This window comes from Mycobacterium shunyiense (assembly GCF_058270075.1).
On record NZ_JBZDPU010000017.1, the window covers coordinates 300,431 to 314,604 of the forward strand.

At 63.2% G+C, this 14,174-nt stretch carries 16 protein-coding genes and 1 pseudogene; 8 read left to right on the plus strand and 9 right to left on the minus strand.

The features are described from left to right. Positions 1-109 precede the first annotated feature (109 nt). Both AC4ELH_RS22510 and AC4ELH_RS22515 read right to left on the minus strand, forming a co-directional pair. Positions 110-1,912 (minus strand): hypothetical protein, encoded by a 1,803-nt coding sequence (locus tag AC4ELH_RS22510; RefSeq protein WP_234814728.1) that lies wholly within the window; start codon positions 1,910-1,912, stop codon positions 110-112. A gap of 147 nt (positions 1,913-2,059) precedes the next feature. Beyond that, positions 2,060-2,476 (minus strand): annotated as a pseudogene (locus AC4ELH_RS22515) (TniQ family protein); the annotation flags it as partial. 412 nt (positions 2,477-2,888) lie between these two features. On the opposite strand from AC4ELH_RS22515, the gene AC4ELH_RS22520 reads away from it, so the two are divergent. The 3 genes from AC4ELH_RS22520 to AC4ELH_RS22530 all read left to right on the plus strand — a co-directional run bounded on the left by AC4ELH_RS22520 (position 2,889) and on the right by AC4ELH_RS22530 (position 4,413). Continuing rightward, positions 2,889-3,125, plus strand: coding sequence for a colicin E3/pyocin S6 family cytotoxin (locus AC4ELH_RS22520; protein ID WP_498886804.1), 237 nt, complete (start codon positions 2,889-2,891; stop codon positions 3,123-3,125). Beyond that, positions 3,079-3,465 (plus strand): hypothetical protein, encoded by a 387-nt coding sequence (locus AC4ELH_RS22525; RefSeq protein ID WP_498886806.1) that lies wholly within the window; start codon positions 3,079-3,081, stop codon positions 3,463-3,465. The genes AC4ELH_RS22520 and AC4ELH_RS22525 overlap by 47 nt, the downstream gene beginning before the upstream one ends. An 81-nt stretch (positions 3,466-3,546) precedes the next feature. Further along, on the plus strand, positions 3,547-4,413 hold the full coding sequence (locus tag AC4ELH_RS22530) for an ImmA/IrrE family metallo-endopeptidase (RefSeq protein WP_498886808.1): 867 nt from the start codon (positions 3,547-3,549) through the stop codon (positions 4,411-4,413). 247 nt (positions 4,414-4,660) lie between these two features. Here the strand turns inward: AC4ELH_RS22530 and AC4ELH_RS22535 are convergent, their stop codons facing one another. Further along, positions 4,661-5,125, minus strand: a complete 465-nt coding sequence (locus tag AC4ELH_RS22535; protein WP_498886810.1) for a winged helix-turn-helix domain-containing protein — start codon at positions 5,123-5,125, stop codon at positions 4,661-4,663. Positions 5,126-5,248: 123 nt separating this feature from the next. Continuing rightward, positions 5,249-5,617, minus strand: coding sequence for a DUF2834 domain-containing protein (locus tag AC4ELH_RS22540; RefSeq protein ID WP_498886811.1), 369 nt, complete (start codon positions 5,615-5,617; stop codon positions 5,249-5,251). Positions 5,618-5,722: 105 nt separating this feature from the next. Here AC4ELH_RS22540 and AC4ELH_RS22545 point away from each other — a divergent pair, with 105 nt between their 5' ends. Next, positions 5,723-6,319, plus strand: coding sequence for a TetR/AcrR family transcriptional regulator (locus AC4ELH_RS22545; RefSeq protein ID WP_055111709.1), 597 nt, complete (start codon positions 5,723-5,725; stop codon positions 6,317-6,319). Positions 6,320-6,354: 35 nt separating this feature from the next. Next, a complete protein-coding gene (locus AC4ELH_RS22550; protein WP_448445132.1) occupies positions 6,355-7,566 on the plus strand; it encodes an acyl-CoA dehydrogenase family protein in 1,212 nt (403 codons plus the stop codon). 10 nt (positions 7,567-7,576) lie between these two features. Here AC4ELH_RS22550 and AC4ELH_RS22555 read toward each other — a convergent pair whose 3' ends face one another. Further along, on the minus strand, positions 7,577-7,843 hold the full coding sequence (locus AC4ELH_RS22555; protein WP_055110863.1) for a YdeI/OmpD-associated family protein: 267 nt from the start codon (positions 7,841-7,843) through the stop codon (positions 7,577-7,579). A 199-nt stretch (positions 7,844-8,042) separates the two neighbouring features. Between AC4ELH_RS22555 and AC4ELH_RS22560 the strand changes: the two genes are divergently transcribed. Then, positions 8,043-8,711, plus strand: a complete 669-nt coding sequence (locus AC4ELH_RS22560; protein WP_064958385.1) for an SDR family oxidoreductase — start codon at positions 8,043-8,045, stop codon at positions 8,709-8,711. 21 nt (positions 8,712-8,732) lie between these two features. Here AC4ELH_RS22560 and AC4ELH_RS22565 read toward each other — a convergent pair whose 3' ends face one another. The 3 genes from AC4ELH_RS22565 to AC4ELH_RS22575 form a co-directional block, all read right to left on the minus strand. Continuing rightward, the gene (locus AC4ELH_RS22565) at positions 8,733-9,827 is read right to left on the minus strand and encodes a tartrate dehydrogenase (protein ID WP_064883417.1); all 1,095 of its coding nucleotides are present in this window, start codon (positions 9,825-9,827) and stop codon (positions 8,733-8,735) included. 81 nt (positions 9,828-9,908) lie between these two features. Continuing rightward, a complete protein-coding gene (locus tag AC4ELH_RS22570; protein ID WP_110777365.1) occupies positions 9,909-10,076 on the minus strand; it encodes a hypothetical protein in 168 nt (55 codons plus the stop codon). A 192-nt stretch (positions 10,077-10,268) separates the two neighbouring features. After that, complete coding sequence (locus AC4ELH_RS22575; protein WP_463807291.1) at positions 10,269-11,012, minus strand: helix-turn-helix transcriptional regulator; 744 nt, start codon at positions 11,010-11,012, stop codon at positions 10,269-10,271. Positions 11,013-11,121: 109 nt separating this feature from the next. On the opposite strand from AC4ELH_RS22575, the gene AC4ELH_RS22580 reads away from it, so the two are divergent. Continuing rightward, the gene (locus tag AC4ELH_RS22580) at positions 11,122-12,285 is read left to right on the plus strand and encodes an LLM class flavin-dependent oxidoreductase (RefSeq protein WP_064958383.1); all 1,164 of its coding nucleotides are present in this window, start codon (positions 11,122-11,124) and stop codon (positions 12,283-12,285) included. 154 nt (positions 12,286-12,439) lie between these two features. Beyond that, complete coding sequence (locus tag AC4ELH_RS22585; RefSeq protein ID WP_448445124.1) at positions 12,440-12,991, plus strand: VOC family protein; 552 nt, start codon at positions 12,440-12,442, stop codon at positions 12,989-12,991. A gap of 9 nt (positions 12,992-13,000) precedes the next feature. Here the strand turns inward: AC4ELH_RS22585 and AC4ELH_RS22590 are convergent, their stop codons facing one another. After that, positions 13,001-14,164 carry an aromatic ring-hydroxylating oxygenase subunit alpha gene (locus AC4ELH_RS22590; RefSeq protein ID WP_498886814.1) on the minus strand — a complete coding sequence of 388 codons (1,164 nt, stop codon included), beginning with the start codon at positions 14,162-14,164 and terminating at the stop codon, positions 13,001-13,003. Positions 14,165-14,174 lie beyond the last annotated feature (10 nt).

The following is a 14,174-nucleotide window of genomic DNA, read 5'->3' on the forward strand; positions in this document are numbered from 1 at the left end:
CGACCAGCGCGCACCGGGCGAATCTGTCAACCACGAAGCCATTCTCAATCGGCCCAGGTCTGAGCTCACCCTAGGCGCATGTTTCCTTCGTCGTTCGTACAATTCGTCGTCACGATGGTTTGCGGCGCGGGCGAAAGCGCTCCACAGCTATGCCTTGCCGTTGACCGAATTGGCGCACCGCTGCGTATGACGCACCGATCTCATCGGCGATGTCACGGAGCGACCGGCCATTCTGGACGCGCTCACGTCTGAACCAGGCTGGGTCGATATCCAGCCGGGGGCGCCCCCTGCCCTTCCGGGTCTCGACGTTGTACTCAGAGGCCAGGGCATACACCGCTTTGCTTCGCACACCGAACCGCGCGGCAATGGTTCTGACGGACAATCGTTCGCCATGATGCAACCTGATGAGGTCTTGCCGGGTGAGAGTTGACCTGAGTCGTTCCAGCTGTGTCGATGGACCCCTCTGTTCTTCTTGACTCACCTGCCCCTCTGGACGCACCCCGCTATCTTGACTCACCTGCCCTTCTGGAAACACTTGGCTTTGCCTCGGAAAGCGTTCAAGTAATAGCCGAATTACTGAGGTGCTCACACCGAAGTGCCACGCCGCGCTGGTCACCGTCCTTGCCTTGACATCGACAATCAGATGCAGTTCGGATAACGAGATCGTGCCGAGATCTGGTCCTGGCAGTTCAAGATCGCTGACGATGCTGAGAGGTGGCGCCCAGCACACAGGCTCGCCAAAAATACTGTGGTCGTGCAGGAATCGTTCCGCTTCTCGGTCGAGTGCCGTAAGGAGCTCGGACGTAAACCGCTCGACGAACTGGTTGCGCATGTTTTGAGCCGCGACGTGCCCTCTGATGAACGGGATCGTGCCCGCAGGCCGGCCGCTGACACGTTCGAACAACCACGTCCGGGCGGTTTCCAAATATGCGACTGACTCTCTGTGACTTAGGCCCGCACGTTCGCAGATGTTCGTCCACCGATCAGTCGGCAGCAAGTCGGTGTAGTCAAGTGTGCGTCGCCGCTGGTAGTCAACTGGGCTGGGGTGGGCCAGAAGGTAATCGTGTAACCGGATGATCGCGGTAGCGATATTCGGCCACAACGGATTTCGATGGAGGTCTCTGTAGACCCTCAAATTTTTTTGTTGCCGATGGCCCTCCCACCCAAGGCGTCGATAGGCGTCGTCGACCGGGATACGTGTGCCGATGATCAGCAACACGGCAGACAAGGACGGACCCACCGTATCCGGGCAGGGCACCCTGGAGACAAGCCGCAGCGTCCAGTCACGCCACAACGCCGATGGAATACTCCGTAGAGCAGCATCGCAACGTCTGTCGTCGTCGCCATCGGGGTATTGCGGAAGCTCAGTCATTGTTCGGTAGCGCAGCTTGCTCGATGGAGTTAGATGCACACTGGCGGCGCTCAGATACACCGCCTCTAGTGCAGGGCTCAGTTTTCTCCACCTCAACTGCGAGGGGTTAGGAATTTTGTCGTGAGCCCGACTCCAACCGACGACCGCGCGCAAACGAACTCCGGCGTCGTACACCGACTCAGCCTCAAGGAGCTTCAAAGCCAGCGCGATGCCGATGCCGGTGATTAGGGCGGGAGCCTGTGAAGAGAAGGCCTGCGGGTCGCCCCATTGCTCGAGGCCCGTGTTCGACGCTGTTACTCGCGCACTGAGCGAACACCACCGGTTCGCGCCTAGAAAGTCGTCTACGTCATCCAGTGCGACTGCGGCGAGCAGGTGCGCCGACAGCGCACGCAGATCAGCGAGCACCTGCAAGCTCGACGCCGGCGACAGCGCATAAACACCAAAGGTGGTGACCTTTTGTGCCAAGATCTCCGACAGCCGAGAGTGTGCCTGTGCAAGGGGATCGCCGACGACCAGCCGAGCGGAGGCAGTTGCGAGCAAGTCGTTTTGGCACCGCTTGCGCTCCCTCCCGCTACCAACCCGCGACCTGCACCGCCGCAGGTCAGGTATGAGTCCCGGGGGGAGCCAAAATGGTGACACTTGTTGCGTCTGACCACACCGCGAGCAAGTGTCCTCCAGCAGGCACCCATGCAAGTCGCAGACAAACACCCACGGCAGGCGCCAGCGCAGCTGCCACCGACCGCCCGATTCCATCAAGCATGCAGGACAGAACCGTGTGCGATTTGGATGCCACGTCGACCACTGCAGTCCTCCGACCGACTGATCGATCGAGACGAGATGCCCCTCGTAGCGCACCATGGTCATCGCGCGAAGGTCATCGGGCGCAGCGCCCGTTGATACCCTGAGCGCCTCCAGCTCGCGCTCGGTGAGGTAGACCGATATCCCGTTCCGACGCAGATTCACGCCGTCGCTAGATGACCCGATATCGCGGAGAAGATCGCCAAACGTCCAGTCGAGCGTGGTGGCTAACGTCCCTAACCACGACTCAAGAACCTCACCCGAGCGAGGACTCACACTGACCGGTAATTTGCGCCGACCGGTCATGCCAACCAGCCGCGTGCTAGCTCATGGCTCGCGTGATATCCCGCAACGCTGCGCCTGCAACGCCGCGCCCACATCGTCCACACCGATCGCATCATGGAACGACCCCACTTGATGACGGAGGCGACCAACTCCATCGTGACGGACAAATAAGCGGGTCGGCGCGACTTCGGGCTGATATCTGGACAGATGCAGTCATCGGACGCGGCGAGGTCGCCGAAGCTGGCTGCACAACCGGACTGAGCATTCACGTGCCGAAGCTGCACACGGGCGCAAAGGAACGCGTGCGCCGAATGTGTCGAACGTTCCCTGACCGAGGCGCCTGACTGCGCAGCCCACCCATCAATGAGGTGGGTGGGAAGCGCCGCTACAGTCGCAAGGTTCGCATGTCGATTGAATCGGGGAGCTGCGTCACGTGTCGGGCCAGTATATTCCGCGGGAGCCGCCAGATTTCCTATCCGGGCAGGAGAAGATCAACTGGAATGGCGAGTCGCGATGGCGAAATTCGTCGCACGACCGCATCTACACATACGATCAGTTACACGGCCACGTCAAGGCTTATACCAAACGGGGAAGGCACATCGGCGTACTGGACGTTAGAACAGGTGAGCGGATCGGCATGGGACAGAAAGGCAGGAAGATCGATGTCTAAGAAAACGCGCACGACGTTCGTTGACGCCTGCATTGCTGGCCGAGCCCTCGCAACGGACGTCGATGACTGGGTCGACAGCTGGCACGACACTGAGTTTGCAGGTCCGGCCCCCAGCCTGGACGAATTTCTCGGCTTCACGCCAGACGAAGGCAGGCTGTGGGTCGAGAAACCTCGTGCGCTGGCTGCCATCATTGCCGCCCACCAGTCGCGTCGGTCGGTCGAAGAAGTGCTGACGGATCAGACGTCGTATGCCTTGGCGGCACGCTCAGTGTCGCCTGAAGACGCACACGACGTGTTGCAGTGGCTCATCGACCGCGGCCGGATATCGAAATGCTCCTGATGGCATCCACGGGTGTCAGCTAGTTTCCGGAGCCCGGCGCAGAATGTAGCAAGTCTCGTTCGCCATCGGACTAGCGCGACCGTGCCGGTAGACATCGTTGGAGTCGCCAAAAACTTCGCGGACTTGGAGCGGGCAGACTGGCCACAATTATCGGTCGACGGCATCACGATCAATTGCTCTGATCCGCGGCCGCAGATTTTTTATCGGGGTGATCCCGATGATGTACGCACTAGATTCACCATTGCCCATGAATTGGGACATGCCGTTCTGCCATGGCATATGGGCAGCGCCGAATGCGCTGTGGCCAGCGGTCAAGAATTCGGGCGCAGTCGTTTTGAGAAGGAGGCTGACGAGTTCGCGGCGGAGCTGTTGCTACCTACAGATTGGGTGCGTCGAATGGTGCGCGATCACGATGGCGACCTGAGCCCTGTTCTGGGCGATATCGACGGAGCGTGCGTGAGCGCAACTGCCGGCGTCATATCGCTTGCGAAGCTTTTGCCAGAGGGCTGGGCACTACAGATCAACAACCAGCCTTTGGTCGTACCTCGCCACTACGGAGCAGCACGCGTTACTCGGGCACAGGCCGACCGACAAGCCTCCGCTTCTGGTTCGGCCAACGTGAACCGTCAAAAGATCCGTTGGTGGCGAAAATATGACTTGCCCGCAGTGCCGGATGCGCCACTGGACCGGAACGAAATCTATGAGCTACTGGATCGTGCGCTGTCTAAACACAGTGATCCCGAGTGCGACCGCAAGTCAGTCGAGGGCAGCGTCTCGGCTCTACTGGGCGGCTTGGCCGGCATGTTTGGTGCTCGAATGGCGTACGGCACTCTCTTGTATAGGCTCGGATTACACCCACATCGCAAGGAACTATGCGCCGACCAGGATTTCTGTCTGTGGCTCGCTTGGAAGGTAAACCGCAGCTGCAAGTTCCGAGCTCGGGGCTAAGCGCCCATTGCGTGTTCGTGTGCAGATAGCAGCTCCCCCGGGGCAGCTGCATCACCGCAGCTAGTAAAGCCTTAATCGCCAGCTATGGTCCCAAGTTGCCGGTGCCCTGTCTAGTAGGTCACGCACCTCCTTCACCATGTCTGCCATGCGGCTTGAGTAACCACGCGCGGATCCAATGGGTCACAGTCTTTTCAGCCGAGCCATAGCGGGAATGGGTAGGTGACTAGCCTGCACTGGCGCGGTCAGGTCAGGGATTGCCAGCGTGGAGCTGATGGTCGGCCAGACGCTGAAACTCGCTGTCGGTGAGTTGTCTGCGGTAAAAGGCATTTTCGATGGAATCCCAATCGCCGGTGCTGTAGGCGTCGGTGGCAACGGAGTTGATTCGTGCTACCTCACCGCGACTGAATTTCCAGTCCAAGAGTTGCTCCATCATCTGCTCTGTGGTGATGATGCCGGCGGTGCGCTGGTCGATAATCTCAGCAGGTTGGACGTCGAGCTGGGTCGGGTCATTGGCGAAGCGGCGCAGAATACGCTGGATCGTGGCTTGAGAGCAATTTCCGACTAGTTCGCTGATCTGCCGCTGAGTTAAGCCTCGGACTACGGCAGCGTCGTAAATCTCGCGTTCGAGTTCACGTTCATAGACTCGTTGACGTGCAGATATGGCCGCGAGCCGTTTCCGGGCGAGGGTCCGTTTCGTCGTTTCGCCGGACATGACAACACCTCCTGATTCATTATGAATCAGGAGGTGTTGGTTGTCGCCCCGTATCGGACGCTTCTCGCCATCTACTTACCTGGGCTTACTAATTGGTCTAGTTTAACAACGAGTCGCGACTTGCTAATTTACGTTGCAACTCGACACCCGCCGCTGCGCCAGCACCAACTGCCGCCGGATCAGAAACAGGGGAAACGCCACACTGACGGCGACGAGCGCACTGAGCACGATGTAGATCCACACCTTCGGGATCCCGATCCGACGAGCCTCGACGACCATGAACACGAATGCCGCCAACCCGAACAGCAGCAGGTCATTGGTGAGTGAGGACGACCCGTAGTTGGCGTAGCCACTCTGGAAAAAGTCGATCGTGCTCGTGCTTTCGGTGGTGAAGAAGCGGATATTGTTCCACCAGGTGGCGACCAGGGCCACCACGGCGATCACGGCGTAGACGCCGCACAGAATCTTGTCGTTTCTCGTCAGCTCCGCCATCGTCACGCCTCCCCGTCCTAACGATCAGTCCAGGTCAACCTATCGATCCGGCGGGCACAAGGGGCCTGTTTGCACCCCAAATTGGTGAGTGAGTACTCTCTCACCATGTCATCCGGACGTGACCGGCTCCTGGCCACAGCACTGAAGCTGTTCGCCGCCAAGGGGTACGCCGCCACGTCGGTAGCCCACATACAGCAGGCCGCCGGCCTGGCACCGGGGTCGGGTGCGCTCTACAAGCACTTCGGCTCCAAGCGGGAACTGCTCGAGTCCGCGGTCTCACACCGCATCGACGCGATCGTCAGTGCCCGAGAGCAGTACGACGCGGGCCACCCGAAGACCACCGAAGAGGCGGTTCGCAGCGCCGGGCAATTGATCTGGGCCAACCTGACCCAGAGCGAGGAACTGCTGCGGGTCATGCTGCGGGAGCCCGACGAGCTCGGTGACCTCGACGAGAAGACGTGGCAGGTCATCACCGACAACGCCTATCAACGATTCGCCGATGAGCTGGCCGCGTCGAATCGCTCGGGCCGCACCCAGATCCCCGATCCCGAGGCCACCGCGGCCGTCGCGATCTCCGCACTGTCCTATGCCGCGACGCTGCAGGCGCTGACCAAACGCTCGCCGGGCAACGTCGACAACGATCGCTTCTTCGAGGCCTGGGTGACCCAGACCGTCAGCGTGATCGAACAACACCGCTCGTAAACCCACCGAACACCAACATATTTCAGGAGCAAACCGTGACGTTCTCCATGCAACTGAGCGACGACGTGATCGAGGTCCGCGACTGGGTGCACCAGTTCGCGGCCGAGGTGGTGCGTCCGGCTGCCGCGGAATGGGACGAGCGCGAGGAGACCCCGTGGCCCGTCATCCAGGAGGCTGCCAAGGTCGGGCTGTATTCGCCCGAGTTGTTCGCCCAGCAGGCCGGCGAACCCACCGGCCTCGGCATGCTGACCGTGTTCGAGGAGCTCTTCTGGGGTGACGCCGGCATCGCCCTGTCGATCCTCGGTACCGGGCTGGCCGCAGCGGCGTTGGCGGGCAACGGAACTCCCGAACAGCTGGGCCGCTGGCTGCCCGAGATGTTCGGCACCGCCGACGCCCCCCACCTGGGTGCGTTCTGCTCGTCCGAACCCGACGCGGGATCCGACGTCGGCGCCATCCGCACCCGCGCCCGCTTCGACGAGGCGACCCGCGAGTGGGTGCTCAACGGCACCAAAACCTGGGCCACCAACGGCGGCATCGCCAACGTCCACATCGTGGTCGCCTCGGTCTACCCCGACCTCGGTTCCCGCGGCCAGGCCACGTTCATCATCCCGCCGGACACCCACGGCTTCACGCAGGGCCAGAAGTTCAAGAAGCACGGCATTCGCGCCTCCCACACCGCCGAGGTGGTGCTCGACAACGTCCGCCTGTCCGAGGATCTGATCCTGGGCGGTCGGGAGAAGTTCGAGGAGCGCATCGCCCGCGTGAAGTCGGGCGCATCGGCCGGCGGCCAGGCAGCGATGAAGACCTTCGAGCGCACGCGGCCCACAGTGGGTGCGATGGCGGTCGGCGTGGCCCGCGCCGCCTACGAATACGCACTCGACTACGCCTGCCAGCGTGAGCAGTTCGGCCGCAAGATCGGCGAGTTCCAGGCCGTCGCCTTCAAGCTCGCCGACATGAAGAGCCGTATCGACGCCGCCCGGATGCTGGTGTGGCGTGCCGGCTGGATGGCCCGCAACAACCAGGCATTCGACAACGCCGAGGGCTCGATGGCCAAGCTGGTGGCCAGCGAGACAGCGGTCTACGTGACCGATGAGGCCATCCAGATCCTCGGTGGCAACGGCTACACGCGCGACTACCCGGTCGAGCGGATGCACCGCGACGCCAAGATCTTCACGATCTTCGAAGGCACCAGCGAGATCCAGCGTCTGGTGATCTCCCGGGCCATCACCGGCCTGTCGATCCGGTAGGCAGCAGCGGCTACTTGCCGGTGCGCTCGCGGTGCTTGCACCCGGGCCAGCAGCAGGGTCGCCGCTGCCCCTCCTCCAACTCCTCCTGCGTCCGGCGGATCCGTCGCTCGCGCGTCACCTGCTGCTTGGCATCCTCGACCCAGCAGATGAACTCGTTGCGCGCGAGCGGCGTGATATCCCGCCACGCCTCCAGTGCTGTGGCATTTCCGATCAGCGCCTCACGCAGGTCTGTCGGCAACTTGTGCACGACCCCGCCAGGCACCCGTTGGCCAGTCACTCCGCCAGGTTATGCCTCGCGGCTCAGCAACACAGTTGCGACACGACATTGCCCTTACCGTGACCTTAGAAGCGCCTTATTTTTCTTAGAGTTGGTGTACGGTGGGTTCCCAGGGGCGGTTGTGAGCACGGCCACACCGTGTAATCGCAGGTCAGAATTTCCCGACCAGCCGCCTCGCAGTGACGGAAAGGAACCCGACATGCAGCCTGCAGCAGCCACCCGGATCGCTCTTGTCACCGGTGCATCGCGGGGTATCGGCGCCGACGTCGCACAGCAGCTCGCCGGCCCGGACACCCACGTCGTCGTCAACTACCGCGAGAAGGCCAAACGCGCCAACACGGTCGTCGACGCCATCCGACGCGCGGGCGGCCGCGCCTCCACTCTTGGGGCCGACATCACCGACGAGGCTGCCGCCGCCGCGATGATCGAGCGCGTGGGCCGCGAGTTCGGCCGCCTCGACGTCCTGGTGCTCAACGCGTCGACCGGGCTGCAGCTTGGCACCGATCCGGGCTACGCGATGCGGCTGAACCGCGATGCCCAACGCCGGCTGGCCAAGCTGGCGCTGCCACTGATGCCGGTGGGCGGTCAGATCGTGTTCGTCACCAGCCATCAGGCCCACTTCTACCCGAACAAGGCCGTGCCGAAGGGCTACGCGGCGACCGCCGCGAGCAAGCGCGCCGGCGAGACCGCCCTCTATGCCATGCGTTCGGAATTCGACCGGCGGGGAATTGATTTCACCGTGGTCTCCGGTGAGGTGATGTCAGACCGCGAGTTGGCGACGACCATCGCTCGGGCCGCGTCCGCGCCGTACCCGTCCGGGATCGTCTACGCCGGTGGGCCCGACTTTCTGTGCCAGATGTCGGCCTGACAAATAACAGATCGCTCAAACCTACTGCGAACCAGCAGCATTCGCCTGCAACTGATCGCGGACCGCGTCCCCCAATGCGCTCGTAGTCGCGGTTCCACCCATGTCGGGGGTCAGGATGTCGCCTCCGCGGGCCAGCACATCTTCGACGGCTTTCAGGATCGCCGCTGCGGCGTCAGGTTCACCCAGGTGGTCGAGCATCAATGAGGCGCTCCAGATCTGCCCGATGGGATTGGCGATACCACGTCCGGCGATGTCGGGCGCAGAGCCGTGAACCGGTTCGAACAGACTCGGAAATCGCCGTTCCGGGTTGATGTTTCCGCTGGGAGCGATGCCGATGGTGCCGGTGCACGCAGGCCCCAGGTCGGACAGGATGTCCCCGAAGAGGTTGCTCGCGACGACGACGTCGAACCAGTCGGGGTGTAGAACGAAGTTCGCCGCGAGGATGTCGATGTGGAACTTGTCCACCTCGATGTCGGGAAACCGCTCACTCATCTGCTCGACGCGCTCGTCCCAGTACGGCATCGTGATCGAGATACCGTTGCTCTTCGTCGCCGAGGTCAGGTGCCTGTCGGGCCGGCGTTGGGCAAGCTCGAACGCATACTTGAGGATCCGGTCGACGCCGACCCTCGTCATCACCGTCTCTTGCACCACCGTCTCGCGGTCCGTGCCCTCGAACATCCTGCCGCCGATACTCGAGTACTCGCCCTCGGTGTTCTCCCGTACGACGACGAAGTCGACGTCGCCGGGCCCTCGGCCGGCCAGCGGACTTCGCACCCCCGGCATCAATTTGACGGGCCGCAGGTTGACGTACTGGTCGAAGTGCCGACGGAACTGCAGGAGGCTGCCCCACAGCGAAATATGGTCGGGGACAACGTCCGGCCAGCCGACGGCGCCGAAGAACAGCGCGTCGAACCTACTCAGTTCGTCGAACCACCCGTCGGGCAGCATGGCGCCGGTGTCGCTGTAGTACTCCGCGCAGGCGTAATCGAACTGCTCATAGGCGATGGCGAAATCAAAGGCGGCCGCCGCCGACTCCAGCACCTTGAGTCCCTCGGGGACCACTTCCTTACCGATACCGTCGCCCGGGATCACTGCAAGCCGGTGGGTGGTGGTCATTCCGCCACCTTACGTTTTGGCGGTTGGCCGCCAACGAAAGCGAGGGGCACCCGGTGTGGGTGCCCCCGCTCGTGTCGGGTGTCAGCGGCCGTTGCCGAACGTCGATGTGACGACACCGCTGCTCGCATGCTGTTGGATGTCATGCACCCACTGGTGATGGGTGATGTCCGCCTGCGCCGGGGCCGCCAGGCCGACGATGGCGGCGGCGAAACCGGTGGCGATCATGCTCGCAAAGCCAAACTTCTTCATGTCGAAGCCCTTCGTTCTGGGCGTTCGAGCCGTGGCGTGAGTGTCGCGGTTCGGACGTCTCGTCCACCGGTTCGGGGAATTCCTACCCGGTCTGGCTGTCACAACGCACTGGTCAGAGCGGTTAATTCCGCTGGCAGAAATTGACCGGCGGTTGGCAGCAATGGCCAACTCATGACGGGTCCGGGCAGGACGTCAGCGCGTCGCGGCCAGTACCGCAAGCTCGGTACGGGTCCGGCAGCCCGTCGTCGCCAGCGCCCGGCTGACGTACTTCTTGACGGTGTCCTCGGTCAGGCACAACGTCGTCGAGATCTGCGCGTTGGTCTGCCCGCGGGCCAACAACGCGACGACATCGCGCTGCCGCTGCGGCAGTTGCGCCAGTGGATCCACCCGGGCAGCGGGCATCAGCGGACGCGCCAGGCCGCGCAGACGCCGGCACAGTAACCGCAGCGCCGAGGCGTCCCGCGCATCGACCGCGTCCGGATCCGGATCGAACAGCCCGAGCAGACCGTGCGCAGCACCGCCGATCGGGAACGTGAACGCGTTGCACGACTGCAGTCCGGCCCGATGCAGAAACTGCTCGACGTAGGCGGCGGCCGACGCGGGCACAGCCAACTCCCGCAGGCTGACCGACCCCGCCGTACGCAGCTGCTGCAACGCGATCGGGGTGGCGAAGACATCGTGCCCGCGCCATCTGGCCATGTAATCGTCCAGCAGCGCATTCTCGTAGTCGGTGGTGATGGGAGCGGTATCCGCGAACGCGCCCGCCACGGTCGGCCCGGCGAAGAATGTGACCCCGCGGACCTCGAACACTTCACTGATCGCGTCCACGACCGCCCGCCGGAATTCCAGGAAATCAGCCGCGTCGTCGCAGGCGTCGAGCACCGCGAACACCTTCTCGTAGTCTGCGACCTGCAGCTCGGCTGTGGCACGCCTCACCCGACGAGTAAACGACGACGGACGTCGAATTGTCCACCTTCGTGCACTGTTGGCGACGTCCCCGCGGGACTAGCTTTCTGGCAAGCACACTTCGCGGCAAGGAGGCCCCGTGTCCCGACTCCGGTTCGGTTATTTCATCGCCCCGTTCCACCGCCCGGGCATCAACCCCACGTTGGCGCTGCACCGGGATCTGGAGTTCGTCGAGCATCTCGACGCCCTCGGGTACGACGAGGTCTGGATCGGTGAGCACCACTCGGCGGGTAGCGAGATCATCAGCTCGCCCGAGGTGTTCATCGCCGCGGCGGCCGCCCGGGCCAAGCGGATCACGTTCGGCACCGGCGTGATCTCGCTGTCGTACCACAACCCGCTGTGGGCGGCCGACCGGTTGATGCTGCTCGACCACCTCACCCACGGCCGCATCATCGGCGGCGTCGGGCCGGGCTCGCTGCCCACCGACTCGGCCATGATCGGGCTGAACCCCACCGACACCCGCGAACTCCTGGAGACCAACCTCGACATCATGGTGCGTCTGCTCGCCGGAGAGACGGTGAGCGCCAAGACCGCCACGCACGAATTATTCGATGCCAAACTGCAATTGGCTCCATACTCCGAGGGTGGGATCCCGCTGTCGGTCGCGGCCGTCGCGTCTCCGACCGGTGCGCGGCTGGCCGGTAAGCACGGCATCGGCCTGCTGTCGATCGGCGCCACGCTGAGCGAGGCCGGTTTCGATGCGCTGGCCCATCACTGGAACATCGCCGAGGAACGTGCCGCGGCGTTTGGCACCACGATCGACCGTCGCAACTGGTCGCTGGTCGGACCGTTCCACGTCGCCGAGACCGATGCGCAGGCCCGCGCCGAGGTCCGCTACGGCATCGAGGCGTGGTTCAACTACTTCCAGAAGGTCGCCGCCTTCCCGCAGATGACCATGCCGGGAGACACCATCGACGGGATGATCGACACGATCAACGAACGCGGCGCCGGCGTGATCGGAACGCCGGAACGGGCGCGCGCGCAGGTACAACGGCTCTGGGAGCAGTCCGGCGGTTTCGGATCCATGTTGCAGATGGCCGCGGACTGGGCCAATCCCGCCGCCACCCGCCGCTCGGCGGAACTGTTCGCCGAAGAGGTCATGCCCCACTTCCAGGGGCAGGCCCAGCCCACCCTGGACGCCGCAGCGCGTGCCGGGCAGGTGCGTGACGGGCTGGCCCAGTCTCAGATCGACGCGATCGCGCATATGGCGCAGAAGTACGAGGCGGAAAAGGCCGACAACTAAACAGGTTTGGCGAGGCTTCGGCGCGCCGTTTTCTACCGTTGGGCTGGTTCTCCGCAGGCATCGCGACCCAGAGGTGGAAAACCGCGCGCGCAGCCCCTTCACAGCGTGGCCTCCGAGTACTACATTCGGTAGTAGTCGACTCCCAGGGGGCAGGATGCGGTGGCGCGGCGTAAGTCATGTCGAGTTCGCGGTCTTGGACTACGACGAATCGCTCAAGTTCTATGACGCGATGCTGGGCTGGCTGGGGTACAGCAGTTTCTCCTCGCTCAACATGGAGTACCAGTCGGTCTACTACATGACGCGATACCTCAACCCGCACAGCTACATCGGGATTCAGCCCGCATTCACCGGCGACAAGCTCACCCATACCGACCAGTCCGTCGGGATCAACCACATCGCGCTGTGGGCCCGAAACCGGAAGGAAGTGGACCACTTTCATCGCGAGTTCCTGATCGCCCGGGATATTCCCGTCACCGATGAACCCAAGGACTACCCCCAGTACTGGCCGGGCTATTACGCGGTGTTCTTCGACGACCCGATCAACGGAATCCACTGGGAACTGGCCTGGGTTCCGAAAGTTCCATCCCCGCGACAGCTGTGGGCGTTCTATCGAACCATCCGGGCCTTCGGGAAGCAGCGTCCCGACCTGGCGAACTCGGTGCCCGGCATCACTTTGCAGGCGCGACGGACGCTGCCAGGAAAGTGACTGCCGGACTCACGCCAGCGCCACACCCAATTCCTGTGCGAACACCTTGATCATGTGCTGAACCGCAATTTCGTTGCGGCCGATGATCATATGGTCGTGCTGACCGTGCCGGACCGCCTGCCCGCACTGCGGCAGCATGGCGAAATCCTCGTCGCGCACCGCAGCGTGAACTCCTTCGTAGACCGCGTCATAGCCGGCCCGCATGTCATCAGTCGTGGCCGGGACCCGGCCCATCCAGCTGTGCCGGACCGTGCAGCGGGTGGGCTCCCCCGCCGGCAGCATATCGATGATCTCCACGCCGACCGGGCTGTTGGCCAGGATGAGGTTGGGATACACCCAGTAGATGACACCCATGTTGGCCGACGGGTCGAACGTGCCACTCGGATCATCGGAGAGATTCTTGATCCAGTTGAACGGGAAGCCGATTCGGTGATGCTTGCCGAATTCGTCGTAGATGGCGGTGTTCGGCAGGGTGTTCTGCCCGATCAGACTCTCGCCGTGGACGAACGGGAAGTGATACCCCTCCGCGAACGCCTCGAGCGCTCCTTTCCACGACACTTCCGAGGAGAACTCGCGGTCGGTGTGATAGCCATAGGTCTCGTAGTTCCATTGCGCCAGTTCGGGACCGAGCGGACCCAGGTGAGCGTCGAGGTCGATGGTCGCGTCTGCGGTGAGCACGGCCCAGACAAAGCCGTGGCGCTCCTCGGACGGCAGCTCCACCAGTCCGTATTCGGCGGGATCCATCGTGTCGAAGCCGGCCTTGCCCGGCACCATGAACAGCTCACCGGTGTTGCGGTAGGTCCAAGCGTGATAGGGGCAGACGAATCGTGACGCGTTACCCGATCCGCAGGCCGGCATCGCTCCGCGGTGGCGGCAGTAGTTGAGGAACACGTGGCTCGCCCCGGTGCGGTCCCGGGTGACCAGCAATGAGTCCCCGAGCACGGAGCGGACGACGAAGTCGTTCTTCTCGGCGATCTGAACCGACGGCACGATCGCCAGTGGGACCCGGCGCAAGATCTGGGATTCCTCGATCTCGGTGATCTTCGGGTCGCGGTAGTAGTGCAGGGGCACCTTCAGCACCCGGTCTGCCATATCCGTCGTCCCCTCGACGGCATGCCGCAAAGCGCGACGGGTCAGTTCTTCATCGGTGCTGCTCACCGGGCCGACAGTCATGACCTGACCA

Excerpts from the sequence above, each read along its gene's own strand:
- AC4ELH_RS22570 (WP_110777365.1), bottom strand. The coding sequence starts at position 10,076 with ATGAAGAAGTTTGGCTTTGCGAGCATGATCGCCACCGGTTTCGCCGCC.
- AC4ELH_RS22545 (WP_055111709.1), top strand. The coding sequence starts at position 5,723 with ATGTCATCCGGACGTGACCGGCTCCTGGCCACAGCACTGAAGCTGTTC.
- AC4ELH_RS22535 (WP_498886810.1), bottom strand. The coding sequence starts at position 5,125 with ATGTCCGGCGAAACGACGAAACGGACCCTCGCCCGGAAACGGCTCGCG.
- AC4ELH_RS22565 (WP_064883417.1), bottom strand. The coding sequence starts at position 9,827 with ATGACCACCACCCACCGGCTTGCAGTGATCCCGGGCGACGGTATCGGT.
- AC4ELH_RS22560 (WP_064958385.1), top strand. The coding sequence starts at position 8,043 with ATGCAGCCTGCAGCAGCCACCCGGATCGCTCTTGTCACCGGTGCATCG.
- AC4ELH_RS22540 (WP_498886811.1), bottom strand. The coding sequence starts at position 5,617 with ATGGCGGAGCTGACGAGAAACGACAAGATTCTGTGCGGCGTCTACGCC.
- AC4ELH_RS22590 (WP_498886814.1), bottom strand. The coding sequence starts at position 14,164 with ATGACTGTCGGCCCGGTGAGCAGCACCGATGAAGAACTGACCCGTCGC.
- AC4ELH_RS22585 (WP_448445124.1), top strand. The coding sequence starts at position 12,440 with ATGCGGTGGCGCGGCGTAAGTCATGTCGAGTTCGCGGTCTTGGACTAC.